This window comes from Mycobacterium sp. (assembly GCF_002863225.1).
GTDB lineage: Bacteria > Actinomycetota > Actinomycetes > Mycobacteriales > Mycobacteriaceae > Mycobacterium.
The window spans coordinates 21,634-40,668 of the sequence record NZ_PKEK01000048.1 but is presented as its reverse complement, the minus strand read 5'-3'; the positions used below and the strand labels follow the sequence as shown (position 1 = coordinate 40,668).

At 67.2% G+C, this 19,035-nt stretch carries 16 protein-coding genes; 4 read left to right on the top strand and 12 right to left on the bottom strand.

The window, feature by feature from the left end:
* Positions 1-73 precede the first annotated feature (73 nt).
* The 4 genes from CYU59_RS14565 to CYU59_RS14550 are packed head-to-tail and all read left to right on the top strand — an operon-like array spanning position 74 to position 4,828.
* Positions 74-1,282 (top strand): hypothetical protein, encoded by a 1,209-nt coding sequence (locus CYU59_RS14565; RefSeq protein WP_292990740.1) that lies wholly within the window; start codon positions 74-76, stop codon positions 1,280-1,282.
* A gap of 21 nt (positions 1,283-1,303) precedes the next feature.
* Entirely contained in the window at positions 1,304-2,314 is a 1,011-nt protein-coding gene (locus tag CYU59_RS14560; RefSeq protein WP_292990737.1) for an alpha/beta hydrolase, read from the top strand.
* A gap of 11 nt (positions 2,315-2,325) precedes the next feature.
* Entirely contained in the window at positions 2,326-3,708 is a 1,383-nt protein-coding gene (gene mtr / locus CYU59_RS14555) for a mycothione reductase (protein ID WP_292990735.1), read from the top strand.
* Position 3,709: 1 nt separating this feature from the next.
* Positions 3,710-4,828, top strand: coding sequence for a nucleotide pyrophosphatase/phosphodiesterase family protein (locus CYU59_RS14550; RefSeq protein WP_292990733.1), 1,119 nt, complete (start codon positions 3,710-3,712; stop codon positions 4,826-4,828).
* A gap of 3 nt (positions 4,829-4,831) precedes the next feature.
* Here CYU59_RS14550 and CYU59_RS14545 read toward each other — a convergent pair whose 3' ends face one another.
* From CYU59_RS14545 to dxr, 12 genes are all read right to left on the bottom strand, one after another.
* The gene (locus tag CYU59_RS14545) at positions 4,832-5,611 is read right to left on the bottom strand and encodes a 3-oxoacyl-ACP reductase (protein ID WP_292990730.1); all 780 of its coding nucleotides are present in this window, start codon (positions 5,609-5,611) and stop codon (positions 4,832-4,834) included.
* Positions 5,612-5,632: 21 nt separating this feature from the next.
* Positions 5,633-6,364, bottom strand: coding sequence for a gamma-glutamyl-gamma-aminobutyrate hydrolase family protein (locus CYU59_RS14540; protein ID WP_292990727.1), 732 nt, complete (start codon positions 6,362-6,364; stop codon positions 5,633-5,635).
* A 46-nt stretch (positions 6,365-6,410) separates the two neighbouring features.
* A complete protein-coding gene (locus CYU59_RS14535) occupies positions 6,411-7,784 on the bottom strand; it encodes a glutamine synthetase family protein (RefSeq protein WP_292990724.1) in 1,374 nt (457 codons plus the stop codon).
* Positions 7,781-8,329, bottom strand: coding sequence for an alpha/beta hydrolase (locus tag CYU59_RS14530; protein ID WP_292990721.1), 549 nt, complete (start codon positions 8,327-8,329; stop codon positions 7,781-7,783). Before CYU59_RS14530 ends, CYU59_RS14535 begins: the two co-directional genes overlap by 4 nt.
* 170 nt (positions 8,330-8,499) lie before the next feature.
* On the bottom strand, positions 8,500-10,005 hold the full coding sequence (locus tag CYU59_RS14525) for a cobyric acid synthase (protein ID WP_292990720.1): 1,506 nt from the start codon (positions 10,003-10,005) through the stop codon (positions 8,500-8,502).
* Between the two features lie 10 nt (positions 10,006-10,015).
* On the bottom strand, positions 10,016-10,873 hold the full coding sequence (map, locus tag CYU59_RS14520; protein WP_292990718.1) for a type I methionyl aminopeptidase: 858 nt from the start codon (positions 10,871-10,873) through the stop codon (positions 10,016-10,018).
* Positions 10,874-10,958: 85 nt separating this feature from the next.
* The gene (locus tag CYU59_RS14515; protein ID WP_292990716.1) at positions 10,959-11,543 is read right to left on the bottom strand and encodes a DUF1707 domain-containing protein; all 585 of its coding nucleotides are present in this window, start codon (positions 11,541-11,543) and stop codon (positions 10,959-10,961) included.
* 779 nt (positions 11,544-12,322) lie between these two features.
* Entirely contained in the window at positions 12,323-14,140 is a 1,818-nt protein-coding gene (locus CYU59_RS14510; RefSeq protein ID WP_292990714.1) for a penicillin-binding transpeptidase domain-containing protein, read from the bottom strand.
* Positions 14,141-14,287: 147 nt separating this feature from the next.
* On the bottom strand, positions 14,288-15,142 hold the full coding sequence (locus CYU59_RS14505; protein ID WP_292990712.1) for a GNAT family N-acetyltransferase: 855 nt from the start codon (positions 15,140-15,142) through the stop codon (positions 14,288-14,290).
* 44 nt (positions 15,143-15,186) lie between these two features.
* Positions 15,187-16,344, bottom strand: a complete 1,158-nt coding sequence (gene ispG, locus CYU59_RS14500; RefSeq protein WP_292990710.1) for a flavodoxin-dependent (E)-4-hydroxy-3-methylbut-2-enyl-diphosphate synthase — start codon at positions 16,342-16,344, stop codon at positions 15,187-15,189.
* Positions 16,345-16,403: 59 nt separating this feature from the next.
* Positions 16,404-17,609: a M50 family metallopeptidase gene (locus tag CYU59_RS14495; RefSeq protein WP_292990707.1), complete on the bottom strand. Its 1,206-nt coding sequence runs from the start codon at positions 17,607-17,609 to the stop codon at positions 16,404-16,406.
* A complete protein-coding gene (gene dxr / locus CYU59_RS14490) occupies positions 17,606-18,745 on the bottom strand; it encodes a 1-deoxy-D-xylulose-5-phosphate reductoisomerase (RefSeq protein WP_292991027.1) in 1,140 nt (379 codons plus the stop codon). Before dxr ends, CYU59_RS14495 begins: the two co-directional genes overlap by 4 nt.
* Positions 18,746-19,035: the final 290 nt, after the last annotated feature.

The window sequence follows — 19,035 nt, the reverse complement described above, 5'->3', positions numbered from 1 at the left end:
CGGCTTCGTCGATGGTCAGGCTATCCCCCGCCGATCCAGCCCGCCGTCCCGCGCGGTCTGCCACGCTATCGCGATGACCAGGCGAAATCGCGGAGCCATCGCAGCGCTTTCGGCAATCCTCGTCGTCGGCTGCACCCCGTCGACCCAGCCCGCGCCGCACGAACCAGGCGCCGCCGCCACATCGACTTCCGCGACGGTCGCGGCGCACGGTGTCGAGGCCGCTCTCGGCACGATCCCGTGGGGCCAGGTGGGTCCCGGCTGGATGCTGGCCACCTGGAGCCCCGCCCCAGGCCGGGGTTCCGGCGAGCCACCGCCCGGCCAGCCGACCGTCGGCAGCGTCCCCACCAGCTTGTTTCTGGTCAACCCGAACGGGGGTCGCTACCCGATCGCCACCTTCGCGCCGTCGGGGGACGGCCCGACGATGATGCTGGGCGATTGGTCGGGAGACGGCAGCCACGCGCTGCTGTACATGAACACGGCTGCGGGCCTCACCGTCACGACCGTCGATCTGCACAGCGGGCGACAGACGTCATTCACCGTCGACGGCTCCAACCTCATCCCGCACTACTCACGTCCCCGTGGCAAAGCCATCGTGCTGGCCAAGTGGCGCGACACCGAGCCGGCGTCGCTCCGACGGGTCGACCTGGCCGGCAAGCCCGAACTCACCTATCCGGTGGGACCGGAATTCCAGGGATCGTTTCTGTCCACGCCGGACGGCACCAAGCTGGTGCTGGGCTCTGCCGCGGGCCTCGCTCTGATGGGCAACGACGGCGCGGCCGGCAAGGTACTGCCGGTCCCGGGCGGCCACGACTGCGCACCCGCGCGGTGGTGGGACGCCGGGTCGACGGTCGTGCTGGCCCGGTGCCTGGACCACTACCTGCCACGGCTGTGGCTGGTACCCATCGACGGCCACCCCGTCACCGCGCTCACCGCACCACTGACCGGACACGACCAGGACCTCGGCGACGTGAACGCGTGGCAGTTGCCGGCGGGCATCTTCGTCCAGGACGAAGGCGCCTGTGGCAGCGAGTATCTCGGCAAACTGAGCCGGGTAGGTGGCACCACGACCCCGGTGTCGGTGCCGGAGGTGGCGCCGCACAGCAGTGTCCACGTGACCGGGGTGAGCGGCAGCCATCTGCGTCTGCAGGCCACGGTGTCGTGCGGCTCAGGTGAGTCGTTGCTCGACTACGACCCCGGCGCCGACGCGTCGGTTGTGCTGCTGGGGCCACCGCTCAACGGCGGTGGCGTGATCGCGGCGGTGCCCTACCCTGGTCAGGGGTAGCCGGCCTCTAAGCTGACGTGCGTGACTGGCTGGCAGCCCGACGTCCTGCCCGGCTACTGGCAGCTCACCATCCCGCTGGGTGAGGATCCCGACGGCGAGGGCCTCGTCGACGCGACGCTGTTGCGACGCGGCGAAGCGGCGCCGGCCGCCCGAGCAGTCCTGGCGGTGCACGGGTACACCGACTACTTCTTCCACACCTCGCTGGCCGACCACTTCGCCGGTCGAGGCTTCGCCTTCTACGCGCTCGACCTCCGCAAGTGCGGGCGCTCCTCGCGCCCCGGGCTGACCCCGCACTTCACCACCGATCTGGCCCACTACGACCGCGAGCTCGACCGGGCACTGGAGATCATCGGCCGGGAAACGGGCTCACCACCGGTGCTCGTGTACGGGCACTCGGCCGGCGGACTGATCGTGTCGCTGTGGCTGGATCGGCTCCGGCGACGCGGCGCGACCGCACGCAACCGGGTGGCCGGACTGGTGCTCAACAGCCCGTTCCTGGATCTGCCCGGTCCGGTGCCGCTGCGCTGGCCTCCGACCAGAGTGTTGATCGCCGCGATCGCGCGCCTCGGCGACAAGCGGGTCGCGCGGGCGCCGAGTCCGACCGGCGGTGGCTACGGCGCCAGCCTGCATCGCGACTATCACGGCGAGTTCGACTACAACCTGCAGTGGAAACCGTTGGGCGGCTTCCCTATCACCTTCGGCTGGTTGTCGGCCGTCCGGGCCGGCCAGATCAAACTCCACCGAGGTCTCGACGTCGGCGTGCCCAACCTGATCTTGCGCTCCGACCACAGCGTCATCGAGGCGTCGGACGCAGTCGCGCTGCAACACGGCGACGCCGTTCTCGACGTCAAGCACATCGCGCGCTGGGCCGGATGCATCGGCAATCGCACCACGATCGTTCCGGTGATCGATGCCAAACACGATGTGTTCCTGTCGATGCCGCAGCCACGACGTGTTGCATACCGTCAGCTGGACACCTGGTTGGACGACTACTTGGGTGCGGCCACCGGCGTCGCCTCCCAAAACGGCTGAAGGACTACGGAATGCAGAACTACGACCTGGCGATCATCGGAACCGGCTCCGGCAACAGCATTCTCGATGGCCGCTACGCCGAGAAGCGAGTAGCGATCTGCGAGCAGGGCACCTTCGGCGGCACCTGCCTCAACGTCGGCTGCATTCCGACCAAGATGTTCGTCTACGCCGCCGAGGTCGCCGACATCATCCGCAACTCGGCGCGTTACGGCATCGACGCCCACATCGACCGGGTGCGATGGGACGACATCGTCTCGCGCGTCTTCGGCCGCATCGACCCGATCGCAATCGGCGGCGAGGATTACCGCCGCGCCCAGCCACACATCGACGTCTACGACACCCACACCCGGTTCGCCGGGGTCCAGGCCGACGGCCACTACGTATTGCGCACCGACGACGGCATGGAGTTCACCGCCGAGCAGGTGGTGATCGCCGCGGGTGCGCGCGCACAAGTTCCGCCGGCCATCCTGGACTGCGGGGTGCATTACTACACCAGCGACGACGTCATGCGGATTCCCGAACTGCCCAAGCACATGGTGATCGTCGGCGGCGGTTTCGTGGCATGCGAATTCGCGCACATCTTCTCCGCGCTGGGAGTGAGGATCACGATGGTGATCCGCGGCGGCTCGCTGCTCCGGCATCTCGACGACACGCTGTCGCGTCGGTTCACCAGGATCGCGTCCAGCAAGTGGGAAGTGCGCAGCCACCGCAATATTCTCGGCTCGCACGAGAACCGCTCCGGCATCGTGCTCGAACTCGACGACGGCTCGGAGCTGCAGGCCGACGCCGTGCTGGTGGCCACCGGGCGGCGCTCCAACGGTGATCAGCTCGACGCCGAGAAGGCCGGGGTCGAGCTCGACGACCGCCGTGTCGTCGTCGACGAACACCAACGCACCAGCGCGCGCAACGTTTTCGCGCTCGGTGACGTGTCCTCGCCGTACGAACTCAAACACGTCGCAAATCACGAAGCGCGTGTCGTGCAGCGCAACCTGCTGCTGGACTGGGACGACACGGCGTCGATGGCCGTCACCGATCATCGTTACGTGCCGGCGGCAGTGTTCACCGACCCGCAGATCGCGTACGTCGGATTGACCGAGAACGAAGCCGTGGCACAGGGTTTCGACGTAGCGTGCAAAGTGCAGGATTACGCCGACGTCGCCTACGGCTGGGCCACCGAAGACACCACCGGCATCGTCAAACTTGTCTCTGACGCCCGGAGCGGTCGCCTGCTCGGCGCACACATCATGGGACAGCAGGCTTCGTCGATCATTCAACCGCTGATCCAGGCGATGACATTCGGTTTGAGCGTCCACGACATGGCCCGGGGCCAGTACTGGATCCACCCGGCGCTGCCCGAAGTCGTCGAGAACGCCCTACTGGGGCTCTCGGACTGACGTGGCGGCGTCGATCTGCGACGTGCTGCCGGCGGCAGCCGCGTTGCTCGCCGTGCCGCACGCGACCGACGCGCTGAACCTGACCGAGTCGGTCGGTGAGGTCCGGCGGGTCGTGGTGCTGTTGGTCGACGGGATGGGCTGGCATCTGCTACCCGAAATGGCCCCCAGTGCGCCACTTCTCGCCTCGGTGTGGGCCCGCGCCGCGGGCAGGCTGGACGAGTTGGTGTGCACGTTTCCCTCGACGACGCCGACCAGTCTGGCGTCGCTGGGCACCGGGGTGGGTCCGGGCCGGCACGGATTGCTGGGATTCACGCTCAACGTGCCCGGGACGGCTCGGGTGCTCACCCATATCTTCTGGCGTGACGATCCGCCGCCGGCCCAATGGCAGCCCGTCCCAACCTGGTTCGAGCGCCTGCGGGCGTCCGGTGTCGACGCCCGCGCGGTGCTGCCCGCGCCGTTCGTCGGCAGCGGGCTGACCGAGGCCGCCTATCGTGGCGCGCAGTTCTGCCCGGTCGACCACAACGACGACTATGGCCGGGCGGTCTGCGAACAGGTCAGCGCCTCAGCAGGATTGGTCTATGCCTACACCTCTGCTCTCGACACCGCCGCACACCTGTTCGGGGTCGGGTCAGCCGAGTGGCACGCCGCGGCCGGCTACGTGGACGCGCTGTTGACCAGAATGCTCGACGCGCTGCCGTCCGATGCCGTGCTGCTGGTCACCGCAGACCATGGTGGCCTCAACATCGCGGCCGACGCCAGGGTGGACCTCGACACCGATCCGCCACTGTCCGCCGGGGTGCGACTGGTGGCCGGCGAACCGCGGGTCCGCTACCTGCACACCGAATCCGGCGCCGCACCGGATGTGATCGCAACCTGGGCCGAAGTGCTGGCGGGCCGGGCCGACGTCCTGGGTCGCGATGACGCCGTCGCCGCCGGGCTGTTCGGGCAGGTCCGGCCCGAACATCTGGCCCGAATCGGCGATGTAGTCGTGATCTGCCACGACGACCTCGCGGTGCTGGCCAGCCGGCACGAGCCGCCCGAGGTTGCCCAGTTGGTGGGCATGCACGGCGGTGCGACACCCGTCGAGATGGCGATCCCGCTGATCACCTTGCGCCGCTGAGTGTTACAGCGGTGTGGTGTAGGCGGCGCTGATTCCGCCATCGACGAGATAACTCGCCGCGGTGATGAACGATGCGTCATCGCTGGCCAAAAAGGCCACCACCGCCGCGATTTCATCGGCCTCACCGAAGCGGCCCATCGGCACGTGCACCATTCGCCGGGCCGCACGTTCGGGGTCGCTGGCGAAAAGCTCTTGCAGCAGAGGGGTGTTCACCGGGCCCGGGCACAGCGCATTGACGCGGATGCCCTGTCGGGCGAATTGCACACCGAGCTCACGTGACATCGCCAACACCCCGCCTTTGGACGCCGTGTAGGAGATCTGCGAGGTGGCCGAGCCCATCACCGCGACGAACGAGGCGATGTTGACGATCGATCCCCGACCTGCGGGCGCCATGTGCCGCAGCGCGGCCCGGCAACACAGGTACACCGACTTCAGGTTGACGTCTTGCACCCGTTGCCAGGCGGGCAGTTCGGTGTTCTCGATCAGATCGTCGTCCGGCGGTGAGATACCGGCGTTGTTGACCGCGATGTCCACCGACCCGTGCCGGCCCACGACGGTGTCGAACAGGTTGTTCACCGATGCTTCGTCCGAAACATCGACGGGCACATACACACCGCCGAGCTCGTCGGCGGCCGCGGCGCCGGTCTCCTCGTCGATGTCGGCGATGACGACCGTGGCGCCCTCGGCATGCAGCCGCCGCGCCGACGCCAGCCCGATCCCGCCCCCGCCGCCGGTGACCACTGCGATCCGGCCGGCCAACCGCTGCGTGAGATCAATAGCCATCCGTGCCACTCCTTCTGCCCCTCATGGATCGCGCCGCTCCTTCGCGTACACCCGCGCCGCGTCGACGATCGCCGAGAACAGTCGCAGGTCGTCCAAACTCTCCTCCGGATGCCACTGCACCGCGAGGACGAAGCCGGGCCCCGGCAGCTCCAGCGCCTCGATCACGCCGTCAGCGTCCCAGCCACTGACCACCAGACCGTCGCCGAGATCGGCAATGGCCTGGTGGTGATAACACCGCGCATCAACGGATTCACCGACCAGCCCGGCCAGCCGCGTTCCCGCAACCGTGCGGACCGGCAGCGTGGTGAACACCGCGTTGCCGGCCCGGTGCCCACCGTGCCCGATCACGTCGGGCAGGTGTTGGTGCAGCGTTCCGCCGAGCGCGACGTTGAGCACCTGTACGCCGCGGCAGATGCCCAACACCGGTAGCTTCCGCTCGAGCGCCCCGCGCAGCAGCGCGAACTCCCACGCGTCGCGTTGCTGCGCCGGCCGGTCGGTGCTCGCGTGCGGCTGCTGGCCGTAGATCGTCGGGTCGACGTCCGTACCGCCGGTGATGATCAGACCGTCCAGGCTGTCGAGGACGCGATCGGCGACAACGGAATCCACCGGCTGCGGGGGCAACAGCACCGCAGCTCCACCGGCGGCCGTGACGCCCTGAAAGTACGCCGCCGGAAGGAAACTCGCCGGTACGTCCCAGACTCCGGTTTGGGCCCGCTGCAGATAGGTGGTCAGACCGATGACCGGGGGCGTCACGCGCCCGGCGTCTCCTCGGCCGGTACCGTCCCGCGTGGTCTCCGGATCAAAAGCGCTCAAACCCGCGAACCCTCTCCCAGTCGGTCACCGCCGCGTTGAAGGCGGCCACCTCGACGCGGGCATTGTTGACGTAATGCTCGACCACATCGTCGCCGAAAGCGTGCCGGGCCACCGCTGACCCACCGAACAGCGTTGCCGCTTCGGCCAGCGTACCGGGCAACCGCGCCGCACGGTGATCCTCAGCGAGCTGATAAGCGTTGCCGGTACAGGGATCCGGCAACGGCAATTCGTGTTCGATCCCGTGCAGCCCACCCGCGATCAAGGCCGCGACCGCCAGGTACTGGTTGACGTCCCCGCCCGGAACCCGGCACTCCACCCGCATACTGTCGCCGTGGCCGACGACTCGCAGCGCACAGGTCCTGTTGTCGACACCCCAGGCCGCCACCGTTGGCGCGAAGCTACGGTCGGCAAACCGCTTGTAGGAGTTGATGTTCGGCGCATGGAATAACGTCAGCTCCGGCAAAGTGGCAAGCAGCCCGGCGAGAAAACCGCGAAACGTCGACGACATGCCGAGCGGTTGATCGTCGTCGGCGAATACCGGCGTACCGTCCAGCGATCGCAACGACAGGTGGATGTGGCAGCTATTGCCTTCGCGCTCATCGTATTTCGACATGAAGGTCACCGATTTACCGTGCTGGTCGGCGATTTCCTTCGCGCCGTTCTTGTAGACCGCGTGGTTGTCGCAGGTGATCAGGGCCTCGTCGTAGCGGAAACCGAGTTCTTGCTGGCCCCGGTTGCACTCCCCTTTGAGGGCCTCCCAGCGCAGACCCGCGCCCTGCATGTGCCGGCGGATGTCGTGCAGCAGCGGCTCGATGCGGCTGGAGGCCATCACCGCGTAGTCCATGTTGTAGTCGCCGGCCGGGGTCAGGCCGCGATACCCACTCGCCCACGCTTCGCGATACGAATCGTCGAAGACCATGAACTCCAGTTCGGTGGCGGCGTAGGCCTGCAACCCGCTGCCATGCAGGCGATCCAGCTGCCGGCGCAGGACACGCCGCGGCGCGGGCTCGACGGCGCTGCCGTCGTGTCGCTCCACATCGGCAAGTACCAGCGCCGTGCCGGGCAGCCACGGAATTCGCCGCAGCGTCGTCAGGTCCGGTTTCATCACCATGTCGCCGTAACCGGTGTCCCATCCCGACACTGCGTATCCGGCGACGGTGTTCATGTCGACGTCGACGGCGAACAGATAATCGCAGCATTCCGCGCCCAGGTCGGCGACCTCGTCGATGAAGAAGTCCGCGGCGATGCGCTTACCCACCAGGCGACCCTGCATGTCGCCGAATGCGACGATCACGGTGTCGATGGCACCGGCTTCGACGAGTCGCCGAAGCTCGTCGCGGGACAGGTCCGCCGCGGTCACCAGGTGCTGGTGCGCAGGACGATCTCGGCGGCCAATTGTGCCGTCGACTCGTGCGCGTTGCGCCGGCCGAGTAACTCGACCACCCGGTAGTCGCCGTAGACGAACCGCTGGCTGGCCGTCGCCACCGAATGCGAGGCCGAGCTGCTGACCAGCGCGGTGGTGTCGATCTCGACCGGCGGGCACTCTCCGTCGCGGACCACGCCTTGATCGGCGACCCGCGGGTGGCCCCGGTCGATCACCACCAAACCGGTGAAGCGGTCCAATCTGGTGGCAGCCAGCTCCCAGGCGAGCTCGGCGCCGTCGCGGTCGCCGACCACCACGCCCCAGCTGACGTCGAGCACGTCGAGGATGCCCACCACCGACTTCGGCGTCAGGCGCGGATCAGCCGCGACGGCGATGGTGCGCAACGACGCGGTGTGCAGACGCTCGCAGACCGCGTCATAAGCGGGCAGCGCCCGCTGCGCCGCGCACAGCAGCACAACGACGGAGCCCTTCTCCGGACCGGTATCGCAGACCTGGATGGGAAACCCGTCGACGGTAGTCATCATCGTCAAGGGCACAGGAGCAAATTACAGTGAAATACCGCGCAAGCGGGCCGTTTTCGCGCGGAACTTTGCCGAGTGCCAATTGGAAACCTTCTCGCAACATGGCGCTGCTGCAACGCCTGTGACAGCGGAGGCGACACCATCGCATTGACGATCGAGTCGGCCATCGGTCACGCCGGGTCCAGTGTCGCGACGATCGTCGACCGTCGCGGCGGGCCGTCGCGCAGCAGTGCGCCGATCGCGTCGACGTCGAGGTGGGCGTCCAGGAGATCGGCCATCAGATCGAGCTGCGCGTCGCGCCGGGCACCCACGTCGGTGTCGTCGGCAACCACGAATCCGTCGCGCCCGGCCGCCGACGCCACGGCAACAAGCCAACATCGGCGGAAATCGTCGTTGTCGAACAAGCCGTGCCAATGCGTGCCGTACACCTGGCCGCGCCGATACCCCTCCGGCACGCCGTCCACGTCGAACCAGGTGTCTTCGCCGCAGCGTTCCACCCGCCCGTGGTGGATCTCGTAGCCATGCGGCGAGCCCTGCCGGCGACGCAGCACCTTGTCGCGGGCGAACGTGATCTCGGCGTCCAGCATCCCCAACCCGTCGATCCGGCCGGCTCGGCTCTCCACGGGGTCGTCGATCGACCGGCACAGCATCTGGAAGCCGCCGCAGATGCCCAGCACCGCCCGGCCCGAGGCAGCGTGCGACCGGAGCGCAGACTCGAGCCCGCGTTCGCGCAACCAGGCCAGATCGGCGACGGTGGCTTTGGTGCCCGGCAGCACGATGACGTCGGTGTCGGCCAGGTCGGCGGGCTCCCGGACCCAGCGGACCAGCACGCCGGGTTCGCAGGCCAGGGCTTCGACGTCGGTGGAGTTGGAGATGCGTGGCAGCCGCAGCACTGCCACTCGGAGCCACTGCGATCCACGCGGCGGCCGCGGCGTGCCGAGGACGCGGTGGGCCAACACCGGGACCGCGTCTTCGGTGTCGAGCCACAGGTCGTCGGTGTACGGCAGGACCCCATAGGTGGGCCGGCCGCTGAATTCGGCGAGCTGGCGCAGACCGGGCTCCAACAGCGACACGTCGCCGCGGAATTTGTTCACGATGAATCCAGCGACGAGTGCCTGGTCCTCTGGGTCGAGTACCGCCACGGTGCCGAACAGGTGCGCGAGCAGGCCGCCGCGGTCGATGTCGCCGACGATCACGACCGGAAGGTCCGCCGCGCGTGCCAGGCCCATGTTGACCAAGTCGTTTGCGCGCAGGTTGATTTCGGCGGGTGAGCCGGCTCCCTCGCATATGACCACGTCGAATTCGCTTCGCAATTGCGCCAATTCGTCTTGCACGATGACCGACAGCTTGTTGCGGTCCGACCAGTATCCGGCGGCGGTGGCCGTGCCTGCGACCTGCCCCTTGATCACCAGCTGCGAAGTCATGTCGCTGCCGGGCTTGAGCAGGATCGGGTTGAACCGGACGCTGGGCGCCAGGCCCGCTGCCCGCGCCTGCATCGCTTGAGCGCGGCCGATCTCGCCACCTTCGACGGTGACGGCCGAGTTGTTCGACATGTTCTGCGCCTTGAACGGTGCAACCCGAATTCCGTTGCGCGCCAGCGACCGGCACAGCCCGGCGACCACCATCGATTTGCCCGCGTCGGAGGTGGTGCCGGCGACCAACAGCGCGCCGCTCACGACCGCGTCGTCACGGCTGGGTGAGGATTTCCGCGCCGGAGTCGGTGACCAGCAGGGTGTGCTCGAATTGCGCGGTCCACTTGCGGTCCCTGGTGACGACGGTCCAGTCGTCGTCCCAGATCTCGTAGTCCAGCGACCCGAGGTTGATCATGGGTTCGATGGTGAACGTCATCCCCGGCTCGAGAATGGTCGTGACGGCGGGCTGGTCGTAGTGCAACACCACCAGTCCGTTGTGGAATGTGGTGCCGATGCCGTGACCGGTGAAGTCACGAACGACGTTGTAGCCGAATCGGTTTGCGTACGACTCGATCACCCGACCGACCACCGACAGTGCACGGCCGGGCTTGACGGCTTTGATCGCCCGCATGGTGGCCTCGTGGGTGCGCTCGACGAGCAGGCGGTTCTCTTCGGAGACGTCGCCGGCCAAGAACGTGGCGTTGGTGTCACCGTGCACGCCGTCGATGTAGGCGGTCACGTCGATGTTGACGATGTCGCCGTCTTCGATCACCGTCGAGTCGGGAATGCCGTGGCAGATAACCTCATTGAGCGAGGTGCAGCAGGATTTCGGGTAGCCCTTGTAGCCCAGCGTCGACGGGTAGGCGCCGTGGTCGACCATGTAGTCGTGGGCGATCCGGTCCAGCGCGTCGGTGGTCACCCCGGGAGCGACGGCCTTGCCTGCCTCCGCGAGGGCGCGGGCGGCAATCCGTCCGGCGACGCGCATCTTCTCGATCACCTCGGGCGTCTGCACCCAGGGCTCAGTGCCCTCGCGCGCGGTCGGCTTGCCGACGTATTCCGGGCGCTCGATCGACTTGGGCACCGGAAGGGTCGGCGACACGACGCCGGCGGACAGGGCGGAGCGAACAGGCATGCTGCCAGGGTATCCGTTCGCAGCAACGATGCGGGTGGTGCAGCCGCCTCACCGGAGGTCGGGTAGCCGGACCCGATCGGCCGTCTCAGCCCCGACCGCGTCGGCGAACCAGCGACCGGCGCGGGCCCTTGACCCTGACCGATCCGCAGACCACCCGGCCGGTCAGGACGACGTGCGGAGTGCCCTCGGCCGGCGCGATCTTGCGCCGATCGCTGGCGCTGCCGCCGTACACCTCGACATCGTCGATGGACGCGCTGGCGCCGTCGGGCAATCGAATCTCGACGGAGCCGAATCTGATGTCCAACTCGATGACGACGACCGGGCCGGCGAACCTGGCCTTGACCAGGTCCAGCTCGACCGAGCCCATCCGACGCACCAGGGCCAGCCTGGTGGGTACCGTCCATTCACCGTGACGCTTGAGCGAGCCGGCCCACCCCCGCAACTCGACTCGGTCGGCGGCCGAGGTGACGATCGCACCGGGTCCCGGCAGATCACCCACCAGGCTGTCCAACTCGTTGCGAGTTCGCGCGTAGGAGACGTGTGTCGAGCGCTCCTCGAACTCGGTGATGTCGATCAACCCGAGTGCGACGGCATTGTGTAGGCGACGCAGCGTGCCGTTGCGATCAGCGTCAGAGACGCGGAGTTCGGACAGCTCGTCAGGACGTGTCATGGCCCCTCCAATCTACCGCCCAGGTGAGCCCGACGAATGCTGCACAATCGCCCCGTTGTCCGCCGTCAGCTGATCCCAAAGGTATGGCAATCGACCGGTGCGCGGACTGGTACTGAGGTCTATTCACAGCTGGCCGTTCGTAATTAATGGCGAACCGAACAGATCGACCTCCCGGAGTCGGCACTATTGTGCAGACCGTCCAAACAATTGTTGAAAATTCTCAGACAGGCTGTTCAAAAATTCGGATCCGTGGTCTGATTCGTCGGATCCGGTCGTGCCCGGAGGTAATTCCAGCTGGGTGTCGGCGTCGTGGCAATCGATACTCCGCTAACGGAGAAGTGACACGATTAGAGCCACCAGCTGCTGTTTTGACCCTCTTGTTCTCTGACAGGAAATTCGACCCGGCGTCAGTGGCGCGGAATAGTTAAAATAGTGAACGGGTCGAACGGTGTAGAACCGCAGCTGAGAGTAGACTTAGTTCTTCTACAGTTTCACCTGAGTTTTTTATTTCGGATTTGCTTTAAAGGTGCCTGTTCTTGTTATACGCTTCGGCACGTCGAAGGCTCGTCCTCCGATAGGAGCTCTGAAGCAATCACAGATCCACCTCGATGAGGGGTGGCAGCCCGGACCGGAGGGTTGGGGGGTCAATCCCACGGTTTGGACGCCAAACGCCCGGCAAGCGGTCTGACCCACCCAGTAACCCTGGAGGCTGCCTGCTCGGCGGAAAACCTGTCGCCCGGTCGCCCCTCGCGGCCGGGCGACAGCTTTCTCCGGACTATTCAGGCCAGGTAGTCCGCGGGCAGGGACTCGAACATGAACTTGGTCATCCGGACCGCATATTCCGAGCTGCCTCCGCCGACGATCAGCGCCGCGAAAGCCAGATCGCCGCGGTAACCCGCGAACCAGGAATGTGAGCCGCCGGGGAATTCCGCCTCACCGGTCTTCCCGTACACCTCGCCACAGCCGGCGATCTCCTTGGCGGTGCCGTTGGTGACCACCAACCGCATCATCGGTCGGAGTCCCTCGATCATCTTCTCGCTGATCGGGGTCGTGTCGCCGGTGATCTGCGTGGGACGTCCCTCGATCAGCCGGGGCACTGGCGCCTTTCCGGCCGCCACCGTCGCCGCGACCATCGCCATCCCGAACGGGGAGGCCAACACTCGGCCCTGGCCGAAACCGTCCTCGGTGCGCTCGGCCAGATCGACGGTCGGCGGTACCGATCCGGTGACCGTGCTCAAGCCGTCGATCTGGTAATCGAGGCCCATGCCGTACTTGTTGGCGGCCTGGGTCAATCCGCGCGGAGGCATCTGGCTGGCCAGCTCGGCGAACGTGGTGTTGCACGAACTGGCGAAGGCACGCGACAGCGGGACCACGCCCAGATCGAAGCCGCCATAGTTGGGGACGACGCGCTGACCCACGTCCAGATGGCCGGGGCAGCCCAAAAGCGTGTTGGGGCTTGCCATATCGCGCTCGAGCGCCGCACCAGCGGTGACCATCTTGAACGTCGACCCGGGCGGGTATAGGCCGGTGGTGGCGAGTGGGCCCAGCGCGTCGGCCGCGGAATTCTGTGCGACGGCGAGGATTTCACCCGTCGACGGCTTGATCACGACGATCATCGCTTGACGGCCCTGGTTGTCCACCGCGCGTTGGGCGGCGTTCTGCACGGCTCGGTCCAGGCTGATCGAGACCGAGGGGGCCGGGGCCGGCGCAACCTCGTGCAGCACAGCCAGATCGACGTTGTTCTGGTTGATGCTGACCACCCGCCAGCCCGCCTCGCCGTCGAGTTCGTCGATCACCGCCTTCTTGACCTGACCGATCAGCGCCGGCGCGAAGTGGTAGTCGGTCGGCAGCAGCTCCGCCTGCGGCGTGATCACCACACCGGGCAGGCTGCCCAGCGCCGGCGCGATCCGGTTGTTGTCGTCGGTGCGCAGCGTGATCAGGTCCACCGGCTTACCGGTGCCGCTGGCCTGCTCGGCCAGTCGCTGCGGGTCGTTGATCGTGTCGTCGAAGGGATGTAGCGCGTCGATGATCGATCGGGCGGTGCTGATCAGGAAGGCGCCGGCTTTCGAGGCGTCCAGCGAGTAGTGGTACAGATAGCCGGGCGCCAACACGTCGGTTCCGCCGACTTCGTTGACCGAGGCACGCTTCGGCGGGTCGGCCCGCAGGGCGAGTGTCTGGTGCTCACCGAGGCGCGGATGCAGGTCGGTGCTGTTCCAGCGAACCTGCCAATGCCCTTCGTAGCGGGCCATTTTCAGCTGCCCGTCGTAGGTCCAGTTTCGGTTCTTCGGCAGATGCCAGGTGTAGCGATAGCTCACCGAGCCGGTGTCCTCGGCGTACTTCGAGCCGAGAATCTGGGTGTCCAGATGGCTGGCCTGCAGACCGGCCCAGGCGGCGTTCAGCGCTTCGCGTGCGTCGCTGGGGTTGTCGCTGAATTCAGCGGCCGCCGCGGTGTCGCCGGTGGCCAGGGCGGTGAAGAACTGCTGGGCCGCCGAGGCGGGCCCCTCCTGCTTCGGCGTGCAGGCCGAAACCGATGTCGTCGTGACGAGCGCCGCGACGGCGGCTGTGGCAGCTGATGCCACTGTGAATTTTGTTGCCATTGTGGCTGATGTTAGAACCGCTGTCGCCAGACGCGTGGCGACACACCGAGACAGAACCGTTATGCGGCCGATGCATCTGCGCCGAGATCGACGCCAGCGCGCGATACTTCGAGCAAAGACCGCGTCAACGTCGACCTCGAGGGTCGGTCAGTCGAGCAGGACGGTGGCGAACGTGCCGACCTCGCTGAAGCCGATCCGGTCGTACGTCGCCCGCGCGACAGTGTTGAAGTCGTTGACGTACAGGCTGGCCGTGCGGCCGGTGCCGACGATGACCGCCGACAGGGTCGCGGTTCCCGCCGTGCCGAGGCCGCGTCCGCGCCACTCGGGATGCACCCAGACCCCTTGGATCTGACTGACCGTCGGCGACTGCGACCCGACCTCCGCCTTGAACACCACCTCACCGTTCTCGAAACGCGCCCACGCACGTCCGGCCGCGATCAGGCTGGCGACCCGACGCCGGTAGCCGCGCCCGCCATCGCCAAGCCGAGGGTCGACGCCCACCTCGCCGATGAACATGTCGATCGCCGCCACCAGATAGGTGTCGAGTTCGTCGGGCTTGACCTGGCGCACACCGGGATCGATCGCGCAGATCGGCATCGTGGTCAGCGACATCAACGGCTGCCGGTCGCGAACGTCGCGGGCCGGACCCCAGGCCGGCTCCAAGCGCTGCCACATCGGCAGCACCAACTCGGCGCGCCCGACCAGCGACGAGCAGCGGCGCGAGCCGGTCAATGCCGCATCGGCGAACGCGTGCAGATCGTCGACCCGCCCGCGCAGCGGGATCAGGTTGGCGCCGGCGTAACACAGCGACTCGTCTGGCCCGCGACGCGTCCACAGCTCACCGCCGATCGAGTGCGGGTCCATGCCGTGATCGGCCACCCTGGCGGCCACCATGCAGGAACCCACCGGGTCGTCGTCGAAAACGCGGCGCACGGCGACTCCGTCGCGCACAACAGATACCCGTCGCTCGCTGACCATGCGGCGGATGGGCGGAGCCGACATACTGACTCTTTCTGCGACGAATACTGAGCCCGATTAGGCCAATGTCAGCTTACGGTCACAACTGGCGCGCCGCTTGCCGTTGATCCGTCCGCGCCCGTCTCGTTAGCCAATCGCATCGCCTCTTCGATCAACGTCTCGACGATCTGTGCTTCGGGGACGGTCTTGATCACCTCGCCCCGGACGAAGATCTGGCCCTTGCCGTTACCCGAGGCGACACCGAGATCGGCCTCGCGAGCCTCCCCCGGCCCGTTGACCACGCAGCCCATCACGGCCACCCGCAACGGGACATCGAGTCCGTCGAGGCCGGCCGTCACTTCGTTGGCCAGGCGGTAGACGTCCACCTGCGCCCGCCCGCACGACGGGCACGACACGATCTCCAGGCCGCGCGGGCGCAGGTTCAGCGACTCGAGGATCTGCGATCCGACCTTGACTTCTTCGACCGGCGGCGCTGACAACGAGACCCGGATGGTGTCTCCGATGCCTCGCGACAGCAGCGCGCCGAACGCGACCGCAGACTTGATGGTGCCCTGAAACGCCGGCCCCGCCTCGGTGACGCCGAGATGCAAGGGGTAGTCGCATTGCGCGGCGAGTTGCTCGTACGCCGCGACCATCACCACCGGGTCGTTGTGCTTGACGCTGATCTTGATGTCGCCGAACCCGTGTTCTTCGAACAGCGAGGCCTCCCACAGCGCGGACTCGACCAGCGCCTCCGGGGTCGCCTTGCCGTACTTCTCCATGAACCGCTTGTCCAGCGATCCGGCGTTGACGCCGATACGGATCGGAATACCCGCTGCAGCAGCGGCTTTCGCGACCTCGCCGACACGGCCGTCGAATTCCTTGATGTTGCCGGGGTTCACCCGCACTGCGGCGCAGCCCGCGTCGATCGCGGCGAAGATGTACTTCGGCTGGAAGTGAATGTCAGCGATGACCGGGATCTGACTCTTGGTCGCGATCGCGGCCAATGCGTCGGCGTCTTCCTGACGCGGGCACGCCACCCGGACGATGTCGCAGCCGGACGCGGTCAGCTCGGCGATCTGCTGCAACGTCGCGTTGACGTCGTGCGTCTTGGTGGTGCACATCGACTGCACGGCAATCGGGTGGTCGCTGCCGACACCGACGTCTCGGACCATCAGTTGTCGCGTTTTGCGCCGTGGCGCCAGCGTGGGCGCCGGCGCGGCCGGCATACCCAGACCTGTGGTCACTTTTAGCCTTCTCTCGCTTCCTTCGGTTGCGCCTGCGGCATAGGGCCGGCGGGGCAGCGCTACCGGAACAGCCGAATCGGGTTGACCACGTCCGCGGTCACCGTCAGCAGCATGTAACCGACGACCAACACCAACACTACGTACGTTGCGGGCATCAGCTTGAGGTAGTTGACCGGCGCCGCCGCGACTTTGCCGCGGGCCGTGCGAATCACGTTGCGCAGCTTCTCGAACAGCGCGATCGCGATGTGTCCGCCGTCGAACGGCAACAACGGCACCAGGTTGATCACGCCGAGAATGAAGTTCAGCTGCGCCAGGAACAGCCAGAACGCCACCCAGACACCGTGGTCCACGGTGTCACCGCCGATGATGCTCGCGCCGACGACGCTGATCGGAGTGTCGAGGGAACGCTCGCCGCCGCCGATCGCATGGACCAGCGCGCCGACCTTCGTCGGGATTGCGATGAGTGACTTGCCCAGCAGCACAGTCAAGTTGCCGGTGAAGCCGAAGGTGGCCGGCACCGCGGTGATCGGGTTGTACTGGGTCGGTCCTGGCTGGGTGCCGACGACGCCCATCACCCCCAGCGTGGCCGGCTTCGCACCGCCCTTACCGTCGGTGACCCAGCGCTGCCGCTGGGTGATCTCGACGTACTTGGTCATCGTCTGACCGTCGCGTTTGATCACGACGGGGACGGTGCCGTGCAGCTTCTGCACTACGCCGGCCATGTCGGAGAAGTCGCTCACCGGTTTGCCGTCGACCTTGAGCACCACGTCGCCGGCGCGGATGCCGGCAGCGGCCGCTGGACCGTCGCCCGTGCACTTCTCGAAGTCGCCCTGCTTGACTTCGCTTGCAGCACAAGCAGTTTGACCAATCACCGCGGTGGGATGCAGGTTCGGCAGGCCCCAGATGACCGCGATCGCGTAGATCAAGACCAACCCGATCACAAAGTTCATGCCCGGACCGGCGAACAACACCGCGACCCGCTTCCAGGTCTTCTGCTTGTACATCGCGCGCTCGTGCTCGTCGGGCTGGAGTTCTTCGACCGACGTCATACCGGCGATGTCGCAGAAACCGCCGGCCGGGATCGCCTTGAGCCCGTATTCGGTTTCGCCACGGCGCGTCGACCACACGGTCGGACCGAAGCCCACGAAATAGCGGCGCACCTTCATGCCGGTGCCCAGCGCGACCCACATGTGGCCGCATTCGTGCAGCGCCACCGAGATCAAGATGGCGAGCGCGAACAGCACGATGCCGATTACGAACATCATCGGGTCGGTGAAACCTCCTGTGTGACCGCATTGCGCGCGCGTCCGCGTGCCCAGCGCTGCGCTTCGAGTACGTCTTCCACGGTAGCGGGTTCTGCGGCCCACTGGTCCGCGGCGCTCAGGACATCGCCAATTGTTTGCACGATCGCCGGAAACCCGATCCGGCCGGCCAGGAATGCCTCGGCCGCCTCTTCGTTGGCGGCGTTGTAGACCGCCGTCATGCAGCCCCCGGTCTCGCCGGCCGCGCGGGCAAGTGCGACCGCAGGGAACACGGTGTCATCCAGCGGCTCGAACTCCCACGTCGACGCGGTGGAGAAGTCGCAGGCCGCGGCCGCCCCCGGCACCCGGTCCGGCCAGCCCAGTGCCAGCGCGATCGGCAGCTTCATGTCCGGCGGACTGGCCTGGGCGATCGTCGACCCGTCGGTGAACGTCACCATCGAATGAACGATCGACTGCGGGTGTACGACGACGTCGATGCGGCCGTACGGGATGCCGAACAGCAGGTGGGCTTCAATGAGCTCGAGCCCCTTGTTGACCAGCGACGCCGAATTGAGCGTGTTCATCGGACCCATCGACCAGGTCGGATGCGCGCCCGCCTGCTCGGGAGTCACGCCTTCGAGCTGAGTGGCCGACCAGCCGCGAAACGGCCCGCCGGATGCGGTGAGCACCAGCTTGGCGACTTCCCCGGCGCTGCCTCCGCGCAGGCACTGCGCCAGCGCGGAGTGCTCGGAGTCCACCGGCACGATCTGTCCGGGCTGCGCGGCGGCCAGCACCAGCGGCCCGCCGGCGATCAGCGACTCCTTGTTCGCCAGAGCCAGGCGCGCTCCGGATGCCAGCGCGGTCAGTGTCGGCTGCAGGCCGAGCGCTCCGACCAGCGCGTTGAGCACGACGTCGGCCTCGGTGTTCTCGATCAGCCGGGTGGCAGCCTCGGTTCCGGTGTAGGTGACGTCGCCGATGCTCTGCGCGGCGCGCTCATCGGCGACGGCGAGGTTGGTCACCCCGGTCTGGTCGCGCTGCTGAGCGAGCAGGTCTGGATGGCCTCCGCCGGCGGCCAGCCCGACGAGCTCGAAGCGGTCGGGGTTGGCAGCGATGACCTCGAGCGCCTGGGTGCCGATCGAACCGGTGCTGCCCAGCACCAGAGTTTTGAGGCGGCGGTCGCCGCCGTACGTGCGGCCGGTGTCACGGTGGGGACCGAGGGTGAAGCCTGCTTCACTGTCGGCGCTGCGCGGGCGACCGTCGGGGCGGGTGGACACCCATTCATTGTGCCGCGCCACCGGCGCGGCCGACGAATCCCCGGCCGGGGGCCGGCTGGCGACGATGCGGGCTGCTCAGGCGGCCCGCTGAGGAGCCGGCCCCGTGAGCCGGCTGGCGACGATGCGGGCTGCTCAGGCGGCCCGCTGAGGAGCCGGCCCCGTGAGTCATGTGCCAG